The 15,398-nt window shown below is 73.1% G+C and carries 15 protein-coding genes; 9 read left to right on the top strand and 6 right to left on the bottom strand.

Features of this window, described 5'->3' with window-relative positions; all coding sequences use genetic code 11:
• Window positions 1-179: 179 nt before the first annotated feature.
• Window positions 180-1,220, bottom strand: coding sequence for an MBL fold metallo-hydrolase (locus tag ACQEVB_RS20575; protein WP_432973801.1), 1,041 nt, complete (start codon window positions 1,218-1,220; stop codon window positions 180-182).
• A gap of 177 nt (window positions 1,221-1,397) precedes the next feature.
• Between ACQEVB_RS20575 and ACQEVB_RS20570 the strand changes: the two genes are divergently transcribed.
• From ACQEVB_RS20570 to ACQEVB_RS20540, 7 genes are all read left to right on the top strand, one after another.
• Window positions 1,398-1,634: a helix-turn-helix domain-containing protein gene (locus tag ACQEVB_RS20570; RefSeq protein WP_432973799.1), complete on the top strand. Its 237-nt coding sequence runs from the start codon at window positions 1,398-1,400 to the stop codon at window positions 1,632-1,634.
• 69 nt (window positions 1,635-1,703) lie between these two features.
• The gene (locus ACQEVB_RS20565; protein WP_432973797.1) at window positions 1,704-1,940 is read left to right on the top strand and encodes a hypothetical protein; all 237 of its coding nucleotides are present in this window, start codon (window positions 1,704-1,706) and stop codon (window positions 1,938-1,940) included.
• Window positions 1,937-2,062 carry a hypothetical protein gene (locus ACQEVB_RS20560; RefSeq protein WP_432973795.1) on the top strand — a complete coding sequence of 42 codons (126 nt, stop codon included), beginning with the start codon at window positions 1,937-1,939 and terminating at the stop codon, window positions 2,060-2,062. Before ACQEVB_RS20565 ends, ACQEVB_RS20560 begins: the two co-directional genes overlap by 4 nt.
• 18 nt (window positions 2,063-2,080) lie before the next feature.
• Window positions 2,081-3,220, top strand: a complete 1,140-nt coding sequence (locus ACQEVB_RS20555) for a sensor histidine kinase (RefSeq protein ID WP_432973793.1) — start codon at window positions 2,081-2,083, stop codon at window positions 3,218-3,220.
• Window positions 3,217-3,870 (top strand): response regulator transcription factor, encoded by a 654-nt coding sequence (locus tag ACQEVB_RS20550; RefSeq protein WP_432973791.1) that lies wholly within the window; start codon window positions 3,217-3,219, stop codon window positions 3,868-3,870. The genes ACQEVB_RS20555 and ACQEVB_RS20550 overlap by 4 nt, the downstream gene beginning before the upstream one ends.
• A gap of 127 nt (window positions 3,871-3,997) precedes the next feature.
• Window positions 3,998-4,933 carry an alpha/beta fold hydrolase gene (locus ACQEVB_RS20545; RefSeq protein ID WP_432973789.1) on the top strand — a complete coding sequence of 312 codons (936 nt, stop codon included), beginning with the start codon at window positions 3,998-4,000 and terminating at the stop codon, window positions 4,931-4,933.
• A gap of 74 nt (window positions 4,934-5,007) precedes the next feature.
• On the top strand, window positions 5,008-6,912 hold the full coding sequence (locus ACQEVB_RS20540) for a DUF2339 domain-containing protein (RefSeq protein WP_432973787.1): 1,905 nt from the start codon (window positions 5,008-5,010) through the stop codon (window positions 6,910-6,912).
• A gap of 58 nt (window positions 6,913-6,970) precedes the next feature.
• On the opposite strand, the gene ACQEVB_RS20535 is transcribed toward ACQEVB_RS20540, so the two are convergent.
• The 3 genes from ACQEVB_RS20535 to ACQEVB_RS20525 form a co-directional block, all read right to left on the bottom strand.
• Entirely contained in the window at window positions 6,971-9,859 is a 2,889-nt protein-coding gene (locus tag ACQEVB_RS20535; protein ID WP_432973785.1) for a vitamin B12-dependent ribonucleotide reductase, read from the bottom strand.
• 154 nt (window positions 9,860-10,013) lie between these two features.
• On the bottom strand, window positions 10,014-10,487 hold the full coding sequence (nrdR, locus tag ACQEVB_RS20530) for a transcriptional regulator NrdR (RefSeq protein WP_432973783.1): 474 nt from the start codon (window positions 10,485-10,487) through the stop codon (window positions 10,014-10,016).
• A 275-nt stretch (window positions 10,488-10,762) separates the two neighbouring features.
• Entirely contained in the window at window positions 10,763-11,275 is a 513-nt protein-coding gene (locus ACQEVB_RS20525) for a hypothetical protein (RefSeq protein WP_432973781.1), read from the bottom strand.
• A gap of 228 nt (window positions 11,276-11,503) precedes the next feature.
• On the opposite strand from ACQEVB_RS20525, the gene lexA reads away from it, so the two are divergent.
• The gene (lexA, locus tag ACQEVB_RS20520; protein WP_432973779.1) at window positions 11,504-12,241 is read left to right on the top strand and encodes a transcriptional repressor LexA; all 738 of its coding nucleotides are present in this window, start codon (window positions 11,504-11,506) and stop codon (window positions 12,239-12,241) included.
• Window positions 12,242-12,244: 3 nt separating this feature from the next.
• On the opposite strand, the gene ACQEVB_RS20515 is transcribed toward lexA, so the two are convergent.
• A complete protein-coding gene (locus tag ACQEVB_RS20515) occupies window positions 12,245-13,258 on the bottom strand; it encodes a hypothetical protein (RefSeq protein ID WP_432973777.1) in 1,014 nt (337 codons plus the stop codon).
• On the bottom strand, window positions 13,258-14,691 hold the full coding sequence (gene hflX / locus ACQEVB_RS20510; protein WP_432973775.1) for a GTPase HflX: 1,434 nt from the start codon (window positions 14,689-14,691) through the stop codon (window positions 13,258-13,260). Before hflX ends, ACQEVB_RS20515 begins: the two co-directional genes overlap by 1 nt.
• Window positions 14,692-15,036: 345 nt before the next feature.
• Here hflX and ACQEVB_RS20505 point away from each other — a divergent pair, with 345 nt between their 5' ends.
• A complete protein-coding gene (locus tag ACQEVB_RS20505; RefSeq protein WP_432973773.1) occupies window positions 15,037-15,369 on the top strand; it encodes a hypothetical protein in 333 nt (110 codons plus the stop codon).
• Window positions 15,370-15,398 lie beyond the last annotated feature (29 nt).

Here is a 15,398-nt window from a genome sequence, read left to right as displayed (position 1 = left end):
TTCCCCAACGTCCTCGACCGTCGGCGTACCGCAGCGTGTTCAGTTGTCGATCTCCGTTGTCGATCTCCCACGGTGATCGGCTACTCATTGATCAGTTTCGTGCGCCCAGTGTGCCTGCATCCGGGTCATGGTGGCCAGCACCAGCGGCGTGTCGGGCGTGTCGGACGCCCGAACCGGGCCTAGATCGTGTAGTGCGCCACGTCACCCTCGTGACGCACGGTCAGTGCGCCGCGTTCGACGAGCACGTCGAGGTGGGCCATCGTCTCCAGCACCGCGAGCATCTCGTTGAACACGTCGAGGTCGGCGAGCGCGTGCTCGCGACGGGTCCAGCGCAGGGCTCCCGCCACCTCGGTGGCGGTCGAGCGACCCTCCCGCACCGCCGCCAGCGACTTCTCGAGCCGGTCGGCGTGGTGGGCGAGCAGGGCGTCGACGCGCTCGTGCACCCGCATCCCGACGGGCCCGTGCGCGGGCAGCAGTGTGGCGTCCGGCCGGCTGCGCACCAGCTCGAGGGAGGCCAGGAAGTCGGCGAGCGGGCTGACCGCCGGCACCGGCTCCAACGCGATCGACGGGGTGATCCGCGGCAGCACGTGATCGCCGGCGAAGAGCAGGTCGCCCGGTTCGTCGGCGAAGACGACGTGCCCGCGCGTGTGGCCCGGGGTGGCGATGGCGGTCAGCTCGCGCAGCGCGTCACCCTCCCCCACGGTGATCACCGAGCCGTCGGTGATCCACTCGTCGGGCAGCTCCCAGTCCGACACGTCGAACTCGGGCCGCGGGAACGCGTTCAACCGCCGCAGCAGGTCGTCGGCGCCGGCGCGCAGCAACCGCGGCAGGTGGGGCGACCGCTCACCTGCGCCCGGCGAGTTCAGCTCCTCCAGGCCCGGCTTCTCCCCCTCGCCCAGCAGGATCCGGCCACCGAACTCCCGGCGCAGCGCGACGGCCAGCGTGTAGTGGTCGCGGTGCGAGTGCGTCACGAGGAAGCGCCGCACGTCGCCCAACCCGCCACCGAGCTGCGCCAACGCCGACACGAGCAGCTCGCGCGACTCCTGCAGCACCCAGCCGGAGTCGACCAGGCTGAAGCCGGAGCCGTCGGCGATCGCGTAGACGTTCACCGCCCGCAGGCCGTCGTTGGGCAGGGGCAGCGGGATGCGGTAGACGTCGGGCGCGCAGCGGAACACACCGGGCGCGGTCCAGTCTCCTGCGGGATCGTCGTCGGGGACCACCATCGGACCCTACGTGGCGCCTCCGTCCCTGGCGCGGTGAGCTCGGTCGCGTCCGATTTCATCCGTCGGCGCAGTTCGCGTACCCCGGAGGGTGACGCCACCTCGGCTACCGTCCGAACCAGCGCACACCAGGTGCCCGTGGGGGGCACGGAAGACGGGGCATGGAGGACACGCACGATGGTCGTAGAGCCCACGAGATCACCGCACGTGACGCCCGACGGCACGGCGGACGTCGTCCCTGCACCCTTCCTCACCATCGCCGAGGTGGCGCAGCGGATGCGCGTGTCCAAGATGACCGTCTACCGGCTCGTGCACGGCGGTGAGCTGCCCGCCGTCCGGTTCGGGCGGTCCTTCCGCGTGCAGGAGTCCGCCGTCGACGACCTCATCCGTGCCGCGCGCTACGAGGCCGGATAGCGATCTCCACCCGGATCTCCACCCGCGGGCCGTGCCGCTCCACCCGGTCGGGTTCCTAGCGTCGCCGTCATGGAGGCATTCATGACGTTCATGCTGATGCGGGCGCTGCTGATCGGGCTGGTGATCGTCGGGGTCGCGGTGCTCGTCGCGGTCGTGGTGGTGCTGGCGAAGCGCGCCGGCCGACTCGACGACGCCAAGCGGCTCGCCGCCCCGATCGCCCGCGCCGCCGGCAACCGCGGCGGCGCCATCGGCGCGGTCGGCCGCGGCGCCGCCCACTACCTCGAGCACCGCGACGAGCAGCGATGACCGCCCAGGAGATCTTGATGGACCTGCTGTGGGAGCGCATGGCGGTGATCGGAGCTGTGTTCGTCGCGCTGCTGATCCTGGTGCTCGTCACGGCGTGGGCGTTGCGTGCCCGACGGCGCTGAGCAGGGCAGACTGTGCCGGTGCGGGTGTGGTCGGCGATCAGTGCGGGGGAACCGGAGTTCGGGTGGCTCGGCCGGCTGATCGGCACGGCCGTCGTCGTCGGTTCGCTCGTCACCGCGAGGGTGCCCGCCGACGCAGTGTGGGTGTGGCTCCTGCTCGGCGGCGCGGCAGCCTGCTGGGCCGCGTTCGTCGTCCTCGACCACCGCGTGCCGCGCCGGGCGGCTACCGCGCTCGCCGTCGGCGCGATCGCCGCCGCCGCGACCGTCGCCGGCACCACCGACAGCGCGGGCGCGGCGATCGCGTTCTCCTGCCTGGTGATGGTGGCGCTGCACCCGGCGGTACCGCCGCCGGCCACCGTGGCGGTGGCAGCGGTCGTGGGCCTGCTGCTCGTCGTCCCGTCGCTGGACCGCGGAACCGAGCGGCTCCTCGTCCTGGCGGCGGTGACGGTGCTGATCACGCTGTCGGGCCTGCTGCGGCGCAGCTACCACCTGCGTGCGACCGAGACCGCCCAGCTGCTGGAGCAGACCCGCCGCGCCCAGGACGAGCACGCCCGCGCCGCCGCGCTGGACGAGCGCGCTCGCATCGCCCGCGAGCTGCACGACGTCCTCGCGCACTCCCTGGGTGCGCTGGGCGTGCAGCTGGAGGTGGCGGAGGCGCTGCTGGCCGACCGGCGCGACGTGCCCGCAGCGCTGGAACGGGTGCAGCGCTCCCGCCGGCTCGCCGCGGACGGGCTGGTGGAGGCCCGGGCCGCGGTGGCCGCGCTGCGCCGCGACGTCCTCCCCCTGCCCGACGCGCTCGGCGAGCTCGCGGCCGCGCACGCCCGCGACCACCTCGGCGAGCCGCCCGACCTGCAGGTGGTCGGCACCCCGCGACCCGTCCGCGCTGCGGTCGAGGTGTCGCTGGCCGGAGCCGCGCGGGAGGCGCTCACCAACGCCGCCCGGCACGCCCCTGGCGCACCTCTGCACGTGGTTCTGGAGTTCCGCCCTGACGCGGTCGCGGTGGCCGTGCGCAACGAGGCTGCGCGCGTCCCGGCTGCGTCGAGCGTGCCCGGGCACGGCCTCACCGGCATGCGCGAGCGGTTGGCGCTGGTCGGCGGCCGGTTGACCGCCGGCCCGGACGGCGCCGGCTGGGCCGTGGTGGCGGAGGTGCCGGGCGCATGACGGACATCCGGGTCCTCGTCGTCGACGATCAGCTGATCGTGCGGGAAGGGCTGGTCGCGCTGCTGGAACTGGCCGACGGGATCACCGTGGCCGGATCCGCCGCCGACGGCGCCGCGGCCCTCGACCTCCTGGCGCACACCCCGTGCGAAGTCGTCCTGATGGACCTGCGCATGCCCGTCCTCGACGGAGTGACGGCGACCGCCCGCATCACCCGGGAACACCCCGGCGTCGGGGTACTGGTGCTCACCACCTACGCCGACGACGAGTCGATCGTCGGCGCGCTGGCCGCGGGCGCCCGCGGCTACCTCACCAAGGACACGGGCCGGGCGGAGATCGCGGCGGCCATCCGGTCGGCCGCGGCCGGCCAGTCCACGTTCGACGCCGAGGTGTCGCGCCGGCTCATCGCGGCGCTCGCCGCCGACGCGCCGCCCCGCAGCGTCGACCCGGACCGCGACGGCCTCACCGCCCGCGAGCGCGAGGTCCTCGCCCTCATCGGCGCCGGCCTGTCCAACGGGGCCATCGCCGAACGGCTCGTCGTCTCCCCCACGACCGTCAAGACCCACATCAACAACGCCTTCGCCAAGATCGGCGCCACGAGCCGCACGGAGGCCGCGCGCTACGCGTTCCGGGCGGGGTGGGCGCAGCCGTAGCGGCCCCGGCTCCGCGTCGAGAACGAAGTTACGGTGAACTGAATCGATTCAAAATCACCACAAGTTCGTTCTCGACGGAGCGGGCGGGCGCAACATTCCGGAAATGCGCCGTACCTAAGCTCCACCGATGGTCGCCGACCTGCAGTTCCGCACCGTGCACGGGTACCGGCGCGCCTTCCGCATGGTCGGCAGCGGGCCGCCGCTGGTGCTCGTCCACGGGATCGGGGACAGCTCCGCCACCTGGGAACCCGTGCTGGACGAGCTGGCGCAGCGCCACACCGTGATCGCACCCGACCTGCTCGGGCACGGGGCGTCCGCGAAGCCGCGCGCCGACTACTCCGTCGCCGCCTACGCCAACGGCGTGCGCGACCTGCTGGGCGTGCTCGACGTCGACCGGGTCACGCTCGTGGGGCACTCGCTCGGCGGCGGCGTCGCCATGCAGTTCGCCTACCAGTACCCGGAGCGCACGGAGCGGCTCGTCCTGGTCGGGTCGGGCGGCGCCGGGTCGGGGGTCAGCCCGGTCCTGCGCGCCGCGACGCTGCCCGGCGCGACCATGCTGCTCGCGCTCCTGCGGCTGCCCACGGCGCGCTGGCAGGTCGGGCAGGTCGTCGCACTGCTCCGCGCGCTCGGCACCGACCTCGGCCAGGACGCGCCCGACCTGCTGCGCGTCGTCGACGCGCTCCCGGACGCGACGGCACGCGCCGCGTTCACCCGCACGCTGCGGTCGGTGGTGGACTGGCGCGGCCAGGTCGTCACCATGCTGGACCGCTGCTACCTCACCCTCGGCATGCCGACGCTGCTCATCTGGGGCGACCGCGACGCCGTCGTGCCCGTCACCCACGCCTACGACGCCCACGCCGCCATGCCCGGCAGCCGGCTGGAGATCTTCGCCGACGCCGGGCACTTCCCGTTCCACACCGACCCGACCCGGTTCGTGCGCGTGCTGGAGAACTTCCTGGCCACCACGGACCCGGCCACCTGGAACGCGGAGCAGTGGCGCCGGCTGCTGCGCCGCCCCACCAGCACCCTCGCCCCGGTGCCGGACGAGCGCAGCGCCGTCTGACCGTGACCCAACCGTGACGGCCCTTCGGTAGGACAACGCTGCACTTCGGGCGGCCGGAACGGGATGGTCTGCACATGTCGACACCGCACCGCGACGAGGACCCGCTCGGCGCTCTCGCCGGCGAGCTCGCCGCCATCGGGCACCGGCTCGACCGGATGGCAGCCGAGCTGGCGCAGCTGCGCCAGCACAAAGCCCCTGCGGTCCCGCCTCCTGTTCCAGCAGATCCCGCGCGCACGGCTGGACCGCCACCGGCAGGTCTCACCACGTACCCACCACCGCCCGGACCCGGCTTCGGCCCGGCAGGCTTCGGGCCCGGGCAACCGTTCGGCCCTCCGCCGCCTGCGACTCCGCCGCCGTTCCGGCCCCCCGCCCCTCCCCCGGCGCGCCCGTCGCTCGCCGACCGGGCCGCCGCCATCGGCGGAGCGCGCCTGCTGGCCTGGACGGGCGCCGCGATCACCCTGCTCGGGGTCGCGATGTTCCTCGCGCTGGCCGTCTCGCGCGGCTGGTTCGCACCACCCGTGCGGATCGGGGCTGGCGCCGTGCTCGGCATGGCGCTCGTCGGCCTGGGTCTCTGGCTGCACCGGCGGGCCGCGTCCTCGGTCGGTGCCGTGGCCGTCGCCGCCACCGGCTTCGCGACGCTCTACCTCGTCATCGCCGGCGCGACCGCCGTCTACGACTACCTCGCGCCGGCCCCGGCCATCGCGCTCGCCTTCCTCGTCGCCGTCGGCGGGCTCGGGCTCGCCGACCTCTGGCGCTCGCCCTGGCTCGCCAACGGCGTCGTCCTGGGTGCGCTCGTGCTCGCGCCCGTGCTCGCCGACGGTTGGCTCCTGGTCGCACTCGCACTGGCCATGTCGGTCGCCGCGCTGCCGGTCGTGTGGCGCCGGGAGTGGTCCGTCCTGGCGCTGCTGGTCGGGGGTCTGAGTGCGCTGTACGGGACGTTCGTCGGCGCCACGCTGGCCCAACCGCCGGCGTCCGCCGGCAACACGACCCAGGCGATCGCGGTCGCGGTCGCGGCCCTGCTGGTCGGGCTGGTCACCGCCGGAGCCGCCGGCCGGCGCATCGCCCCCGGCGCGACCGCCACCCTCGCCCCGATCGCGGCCCTGCCGGCGCTCGTCACGGCCCTCGTGCTCACCGGCCGGCTGGGCGCCGTCGTGGCCGCCGGGGCCGGCCTGGCCCTCGTGGCGGCCTGCGCGCTGCCCTGGCTCCGGGGCGCGCCGCGACTGGCCACCGCGACGTCGGCCGCAGTGGCGCTGCTCGCCGCGACCGGCCTCGCGTTCGACGGCGCGACGCTCACGCTCGTGCTGCTCGGCCAGGCGCTGGTCGCGGCCGTGGTGGGGCACTGGATGCGCAGCCGGTTCGCCGTCGTCCTCGCGGCCGCGCTGGCCGTGCCGGGTGTGCTGCGCGCGCTCGTCCTGGACGCACCCGTCGCCGACCTGGTGACGCGCCGCTGCGTGCTCGACGCCGGCTCATGGCTGCCACCCCCCGACCTGGTCGCAGCGTCCGTGGCGTCCCTGCTGGTGATCGCGCTGGCCGTGATGCTCCTGGCCGGTTTCGCCCGGCTGGGCTGGGTCCGCTCGGACGCCGAGACGGCGCCGCTCTGGGCGGGCATCGGCATCGTCGGCCTGTACGGCGTGACCGGCCTGGTGGTGAACCTCGCGCTGCTCGTCGACAACGACAACGGGTTCACCGCCGGCCACGCGCTCGTGACGGTCTCCTGGACCGTCGCTGCGCTGGTGCTGCTCGCGCGCGGCATCAGCCGGCCCGCCCTCCGCGTCGCCGGGATGGCGCTGGTGGCCGCCGCCGTCGCCAAGCTCGTGCTGTTCGACCTCAGCGCCCTCGACGGCATCGCCCGGGTCGGCGCGTTCGTCGGCGCCGGGCTCGTGCTCCTGGCCGCGGGCACCCGCTACGCGCGGCTCATCACCGAGCACCAGCACACCGCCACGGAGGAGGCCCCGCATCCGGTGGCCCCGCAGAGCTGACGAGAGCACGACGGGGCCGCCACCGGACGCGATCCGGTGGCGGCCCCGTCGGGTCAGGTCAGCTGCAGCCGCTGGTGGAGCCGCAGCCCTCGCAGACGTAGCACGAACCCGCCGGCCGCATCTTCGTGCCGCAGGTCATGCAGAGCGGCGCGTCGGCCGCCTTGCCCAGGTGCAGCTCCAGCAGCTCGGTGGAGCTGCCCACCTCCACCGGGGCCGGGGCGGCGGCCTTGTCGGTCTTGTCGGCCTTCGGCTTCGCGTCGACCGAGCCGCGCAGCGCCTCGACGTCCAGCTCTGCCGGGTCCGGCCCGTACGACTCGGCCACCTGCGCGCGCCGCTCGTCCGCCGAGAAGATGCCCAGCTGGGCGCGCTTCTCGTACGGCAGGTGGTCGAGCGCGAGGCGCCGGAACAGGTAGTCCAGCACGCTCGTGGCGATGCGGACGTCCGGGTCGTCGGTCATGCCCGCCGGCTCGAAGCGCAGGTTGGAGAACTTCGAGACGTAGAACTCCAGCGGGATGCCGTACTGCAGACCGACCGAGATCGACATGGAGAACGCGTCCATCACGCCGGCCAGCGTCGAACCCTGCTTGCCGAGCTTGACGAAGATCTCGCCGAGCCCGTCGTCGGGGTACGACCCGGCGGTGAGGTAGCCCTCCGCGCCGCCCACGGTGAACGACACCGTCTCGCTCGGGCGCTTCTTCGGCAGCCGCTTGCGCACCGGCCGCGCCTCGACGACGGTCGGCGCCGCCTCCGCGGTGGCCGTCTCGCTGGACTTGGCGCTCTTGCCCGCCGACAGCGGCTGGCCGACCTTGCAGTTGTCGCGGTAGATCGCGAGCGCCTTCAGGCCGAGCTTCCAGCCCTCCATGTAGATCTTCTCGACGTCCTCGACCGTGGCCGCCTCCGGCATGTTCACGGTCTTGGAGATCGCGCCGGACAGGAACGGCTGCACCGCGGCCATCATGCGGACGTGGCCCATCGGGGCGATCGACCGCTGCCCCATGGCGCAGTCGAACACCTCGTAGTGCTCCGGCTTCAGGCCCGGCGCGTCGACGACGTGGCCGTGCTCGCCCACGTACTCGACGATCGCCTCGATCTGCTCCACCGGGTAGCCGAGGCGGGCCAGCGCGCGCGGCACCGTCTGGTTGACGATCTGCATCGAGCCGCCGCCGACGAGCTTCTTGAACTTGACCAGGGCCAGGTCGGGCTCGATGCCGGTGGTGTCGCAGTCCATCATCAGGCCGATGGTGCCGGTGGGGGCCAGCACCGACGCCTGGGCGTTGCGCCAGCCGTTGCGGGCGCCGATCTCCAGGCCCTCCTGCCACACCTTCGTGGCGAGCTTGTGGATCGGGGCGCTCGCCACGAGCGTGCGCACGTCGTCGTTGGCGGCGGCGTGCTTGCGCATGACGCGCTGGTGGGCCGAGGCGTTGCGGGCGTAGCCGTCGTACGGGCCGACGACGCCGGCGAGCTCCGCGGAGCGCTTGTACGACGCACCGGTCATCAGCGAGGTGATGGCGGCGGCGAGCGCGCGCCCGCCCTCGGAGTCGTACGCGTGGCCGGTGGCCATGAGCAGCGCACCGAGGTTGGCGTAGCCGATGCCGAGCTGGCGGAACGTGCGGGTGGTCTCGCCGATCGGCTCGGTCGGGAAGTCGGCGAAGCAGATCGAGATGTCCATCGCGGTGATGATCAGCTCGACGGCCTTGGCGAACCGCGCCGCGTCGAACCGGCCGTCGTCGCCGAGGAACTTCAGCAGGTTCAGCGAGGCCAGGTTGCAGCTGGAGTTGTCCAGGTGCATGTACTCCGAGCACGGGTTGGACGCGGAGATGCGGCCGGACTCCGGGCACGTGTGCCAGTCGTTGATCGTGCCGTCGTACTGGATGCCGGGGTCGGCGCAGTTCCACGCCGCCTGCGCGATCGTGCGGAACAACTTGCGGGCGTCGACCTTCTCGATGACCTCGCCCGTCATCCGCGCCCGCAGGCCGAAGTCGGTGCCCTCCTCCACCGCGCGCATGAACTCGTCGGTGACGCGCACCGAGTTGTTCGCGTTCTGGTACTGCACCGAGGTGATGTCGGAGCCGCCGAGGTCCATGTCGAAGCCCGCGTCGCGCAGGACGCGGATCTTCGCCTCCTCCTTGGCCTTCGTCTCGACGAACTCCTCGATGTCGGGGTGGTCGACGTCGAGCACGACCATCTTCGCCGCGCGCCGCGTGGCGCCACCGGACTTGATGGTGCCCGCGCTGGCGTCGGCGCCGCGCATGAACGAGACGGGGCCCGATGCTGTCCCCCCCGAGGACAGCAGCTCCTTCGACGAGCGGATCCGCGACAGGTTCAGCCCCGCGCCCGAGCCGCCCTTGAAGATCAGCCCCTCCTCGCGGTACCAGTTGAGGATCGACTCCATCGTGTCGTCGACCGCGAGGATGAAGCACGCCGAGACCTGCTGCGGGCTGGACGTGCCGACGTTGAACCACACCGGCGAGTTGAAGCTGAAGACCTGGTGCAGCAGCATCCACGTCAGCTCGTGGGCGAAGATCTCCGCGTCGTCCTCGGAGGCGAAGTAGCCGTGCTCGAGGCCGGCGGCGTGGTACACCGAGACGACCCGGTCGATCAGCTGGCGCAGGCTCGACTCGCGGGTGGGGCTGCCCACGGCGCCGCGGAAGTACTTGCTGGTGACGATGTTGGTGGCGTTGACCGACCAGAACTCGGGGAACTCGACGCCGCGCTGCTCGAAGTTCACCGACCCGTCGCGCCAGTTGGTCATGACGACGTCGCGGGTCTCCCACACGACCTCGTCGTAGGGGTGCACACCGGGGGTGGTGTGGATCCGCTCGACGGTGATGCCCTTCGCGCGCGGTGTCGCCACCGGCTTGGACGCCGACTTCTTGCCGCGCCCGGAGCGCGACTCGTTCTGTGTCCGGCTCGATGTCTCGCTCGGTGTCCCGACGGTCTCGGCCATGCTCTTCCTTCCCTCGAATTCCGGCGGGCTGGGGACCGTCGGACTTCTGTTCGGACGTGCTCCCGGGCACACGGAGGCGCCCGGACGTACTGGATTGCTGTGCAGGTGGTGCTCGTGCGGATGGTGGTGCTGCGGCGGTGCCGGAGGCGCCGACTCAGGTCGGCGGAGCGGCCGCACCGCCGCCGTCGGGACGGCGGAGATCAGCGATTTCCTTCTCGAAGTCCTCGATTGAGGAGAACGAGCGGTAGACGCTCGCGAAACGGAGGTAGGCCACCTCGTCGAGCTCGCGCAGAGGCCCGAGGATGGCCAGACCCACCTCGTGGCTGGGGATCTCCGCCGTGCCGCCCGCGCGGATCGACTCCTCGACCCGGTGGGCGAGCTGCTGGAGCGCGTCCTCGTCGACCGGGCGGCCCTGGCAGGCCCTGCGGACCCCGACGACGACCTTGTCGCGGCTGAACGGCTCGGTGACCCCGCTGCGCTTCACGACGGCGAGGACCGCTTCCTCGACGGTGGTGAAGCGGCGTCCGCACGCCACGCAGGAGCGGCGGCGGCGGGTGGCCTGCCCGTCGTCGACCTCGCGGGAGTCGATGACCCGGCAGTCGGAGTGCCGGCAGAACGGACAACGCATGGCGGAACCGGCCCCTCGGGATCAACTCAGAACGCGACCAGCGGGCGAACGACACCCATGTAACCACAACATGTAGGGGTCGACCAACCCGGACACACCATTGGTGCCGACACGGCCCCCGAACGGGCTCGACGCCGCGCCGAACGGCATCCGCGTGCGCACAGCGTCAAGCGGCGAGCACTGCGAGCGCACTCCCGGGCGCCGCCACCACCGGTCCGAGCGACCGTCGCCGGCCCGCTCGGTGACCGCAGCCGTGCCCGACTGGGCCGTCCGGGTCAGCGGGTGACCGCGCCGCCCTCCGGCGACACCATGACGGTGGTGCCCGCGCCGCCGTCTCCAGCACCGGCGCCGCGCGCCTCGCCGGCCATCGCCGCGACCAGCCCCAGCAGCACGACGGTGACGACGACGGCCACCAGCAGCGCCAGCCCGGAGAGGAAGCGCCGCACGGCACTGTCGGCCGGCGCCGGCCGCGTCCAGCCGGCCGCCTGCATCGACTCGCGCACGGACGCCCGCGGGGCGCACGGCCCGTCGAACGCCGGGCGGTCGAGCAGCCGCTCCCCCGCCTGGTCGCCGAAGAGCGGCACCACGACCGCGACCGGTGCCGTGCGGTTCGCCGGGCGCACCGGCTGCACCGGCCGACTCGCCGGGAGCGCCGCGACCGGCCGCACCGGCCGCGGACCGGCCGTGCGCCGCCTGCCCGCACGGACCGCGCCGCGCGGCGCCTCCTCCGGGAACCCGCCCCGCTCTCCGATCGTCTCGTTCATCCCGCTCGCAGCCCCGTTCCGCATCGAGACCTCCTCCTCAAGCCCTGCCGAACTCCTCGTCGATCGGCATCGCACAAGCGTTCGAACGTTGCCGAGACGATGTCTACCACCCGGCACCGACAGAAATCGAGAAAAGACCGCGTGTCGTTCGAACATGTGTTTGGCGACGCTGCAGAATCGAGCTAACGTTCACCCGGAAGCACGACCGGCCCGGTCCGTGCATTCGATCCGCGAACCCGAAGGAGCGACGACATGGCACCCGATCAGCCCGCCAGACCGACCGGCAAGGGCGCCGGCGCCGGGCCGGGTGCCCGGGTCAGCGCCTTCCCGGAGCCACCTTCCGAGGCGCCGGGCCTGACCCCGCGCCAGCGGAAGGTCCTCGAGGTCATCCGCAAGTGGGTCAAGGAGTCCGGCTACCCGCCCAGCGTGCGGGAGATCGGCGACGCCGTCGGGCTCACCTCCACCTCCTCCGTGCACCACCAGCTGCGCGCGCTGGAGAAGAAGGGTTACCTGCGGCGGGACCCGAACCGCACCCGCGCCGTCGACGTGCGCAGCCCCGAGGAGCAGGCCGACACCGACCCGCACACCGGCGCGAGCCTCGCCGACGAGCGGCCGGCGCCGGCGTTCGTGCCGCTGCTGGGCAACATCGCCGCCGGTGGCCCGATCCTCGCCGAGCAGGCCGTCGAGAGCGTGTTCCCGTTGCCGCGCGAGATCGTCGGCGAGGGCACGCTGTTCCTGCTCAACGTGCGCGGCGACTCGATGGTCGAGGCTGCGATCACCGACGGCGACTGGGTGGTGGTGCGCCAGCAGCCCGACGCGGAGAACGGCGAGATCGTCGCCGCGATGATCGACGGCGAGGCCACGGTGAAGACGTTCAAGCGCAAGGACGGGCACGTGTGGCTGATGCCGGCGAACTCGGCCTACGAGCCGATCCCCGGCGACGACGCGAGCGTGCTCGGCCGCGTGGTGGCGGTGCTGCGCCGCCTCTGAGGCCTACCGGCGGCGGCCGCGCAGGGCCATCGCGAGCGCCAGCACGACGAGCAGCCCGACCGCGATCCCGCCGCCAAGGACGGCCGGCCACCAGGACGGCGACTCCGGTGGCGGTTCCGCGGCGGGCGGTTCGAGCGGCGCCTGCGGCGCCACCCCGGCCCGCGGATCGCCCACCAGCGCGGCCGCGCCGGGCACGGCGCGCAGCTGGGCGCGGACGCCGCCGCGGGTCTCGCCCGACGAGTAGAGCGTGCCGTCGGCACCGAACGCGATCGCCTCGCCCTGCGGCTCGTCCGGGAGCGGGACGCGCACGGCGGGCCCCGTGAGAGCCGCGGCGATGTCGCCGTCGCGGACCGCGTACAGCCACGCGTCGGTGTAGCTGCGCAGCGCGACGACCCGCCCGTCCGCCGTGGCGGCGGCCCCCGTGACCAGGCGCGACCCGACGCCGCCCAGCGGTCCCGAGGTGCCGTCGGAGGCGGGCAGGGTAACGGTGCCCAGCCGCACCAGCGGCGTCGGCCCGAGGCCGGTGGGCGGCTCGGCGGTGCGGTAGACCCCGGTGCCGAACGCGCCCTCCTTGGTCACGATCACCGGCCTGCCCGCAGCGTCGACGAGGAGCGCCTCGGCGTCGTGCGGGCCGTCGGGGTAGGTGAGCCGGCGCAGCTGCGGTGTGCCCTGCGTGGGCAGCACGATCACCGCCACGGTGTCGCGGACCCGGTCGTTGTCGCCGATGTCGCCCACCCACAGCGCACCGTCCGGGCCCAGTGCGAGGTCCTCGGCGTCGCGCGGGTCGATCGACGCCGTCCGCGTGCCGGCGACGGCGCAGGTGGCGCGGTCGATCCGGTAGGCGATCACACGACGGCCGCTGTCGGCGATCGCCCACATCGCGCCGGACCCGTCGACGACCAGCCCGGACAGCTCGTCCAGGCGCTTGTCGGTGACGGTGCACAGCTCCTGCGGGGCAGCGGGTCCGGTCGCCGCGACGACCGCCGCGGCCAGCGCCGCGACGATCCGGCCGATCACTAGTCCGGCACGCCGTTGCGCGCGAACGGCAGCAGCGCCTGCGCGAGCTCCGGGCCGACCCGCGCGTGCAGGAGGGTGCCCTCCTCCGTGTGGCGCTCGGCGAGCACCTCGCCGTCGGAGTGCACCCGGGCCACCAGCGCGCCCTCGGTGAACGGCACCATGGCGCGCAGCTCCACCTCCGGCCGTGGCAGCCGGGCCGCCACGATCTCCTTCAGTCGCTCGATGCCGTCGCCGCGGTGTGCCGAGACGAACACGGCGCCGGGCAGCAGGTGCCGCAGCCGGGCGGTCTGCAGGTCGTCCGCGGCGTCGATCTTGTTGACGACGAGCAGCTCGGGCGGCATCTTGCCCTCGCGCTGCTCACCGATCTCGACGAGCACCTGGCGGACCGCCTTGATCTGCTCCTCGGGCAGCGCGTCGGACGCGTCCACCACGTGCAGCAGCAGGTCCGCCTCGGCCGTCTCCTCCAGCGTGGAGCGGAACGCCTCGACGAGCTGGTGCGGCAGGTGCCGGACGAACCCGACGGTGTCGGTGAGGGTGTACACCCGCCCGTCGGAGGTGGCGGCGCGGCGCGTGGTGGGGTCGAGGGTGGCGAACAACGCGTCCTCGACCAGCACGCCGGCATCGGTGAGCCTGTTGAGCAGGCTGGACTTGCCCGCGTTGGTGTAGCCGACGATCGCGACCGACGGCACCTCGCGGCGCCGGCGGGTGCCCCGCTGGGTCTCGCGCACCTGCTTCATGCCGGCGATCTCGCGGCGCAGCTTCGACATGCGCGTGCGGATGCGGCGGCGGTCCAGCTCGATCTTGGTCTCACCGGGGCCGCGACCACCGATCCCGACGCCGCCCGCGGCGCGCCCGCCGACCTGCCGGGACAGCGCCTCACCCCACCCGCGCAGGCGCGGGAGCAGGTAGGACAGCTGGGCCAGCTCCACCTGCGCCTTGCCGTCCTTGGAGCGGGCGTGCTGGGCGAAGATGTCGAGGATCAGCGCGGTGCGGTCGATGACCTTCACCTTCAGCCGCTCCTCCAGCTGGCGCAGCTGGCCGGGCGAGAGCTCGCCGTCGCAGATCACGGTGTCGGCGCCCGCGTCGACGACGGCGTCACGCAGCTCGTCGACCTTGCCGGAACCGATGAAGGTGGCCGGGTCCGGCCGCGGACGGCGCTGCACCAGGCCGTCGAGGACCTGGGAGCCGGCGGTCTCGGCGAGCCGGGCCAACTCGGCCAGCGACGCGTTCATCTGGGCGGAGCTGCCCTCGGTCCACACCCCGACGAGCACGACGCGCTCGAGGCGCAACTGCCGGTACTCGACCTCGGTGACGTCGGTGAGCTCGGTGGACAGGCCCACGACGCGGCGGAGCGAGGAACGCTCCTCCAGGTCGAGATCGCCGGTGGTGGCGCGGGGGCCGGAGGTAGGGGTGGACAGGGCGGGTTCAGTCATCGTGGTAGCCATGCTCCCACGTCAACGCTGCGCCTGTCCGCCGTGATTCCCGGCGTGGCGGAGCTGCCGAGCCGCATCGGCGACCACCACAGGCGGCACGGCCAGTGCTCTGCAGGACCCGACGCCCGGCGGCACACGGAGCACCGGCCGGACCGGTCGGCGACGTGGAGAGTCAGCAGCGACTCCCAGACGCGGGGATCTCCGTCGGCGAGAGCGGACGCCACAGAGTCCTGCGCGCTATGCATAGTCATGAGTATTCAGACATATCTTAGCCTTCGTCAACCGATTCCTTGTCTGATCGCACCTAGTCGTGCATAGTTGGCACACCGTCGACGTGGGGGACCCATGACTGCATACGAGGTACTGGCTGCGGACTGTCACCCGCAGCCCGCCTGCCCGAAGGTTGTTCGCCTTGAGGACGCAACGCTGGTCGTCGTCGGCGAGCAGACCGCCAGCTCGAACCGAGTCCGCATCGGATGGCCACTGTTCACGAGAGCTGTGGCGCAACTCGGCGCCGAGATCCCTGCCGAGCGATCCGTTCCCTACGTGGACGTGGTCGGAACACCGATCGACGATGCGGCTGAACTGCTGCGGCTCGGTGCGGGGATCGGCGAGGCGGCAGTCAGCCTCGCCGAGGCCGACTTCGTCCGGTCGAGCACGGTGGAGGAGGCGGCATGACGATCGACCTCTACGCGGAGTTCGACGCG

This window comes from Pseudonocardia sp. CA-107938 (assembly GCF_050936315.1).
GTDB lineage: Bacteria > Actinomycetota > Actinomycetes > Mycobacteriales > Pseudonocardiaceae > Pseudonocardia.
Note: the sequence above shows the minus strand (reverse complement) of the source record. Positions and strands in the feature narration are given on the sequence as shown.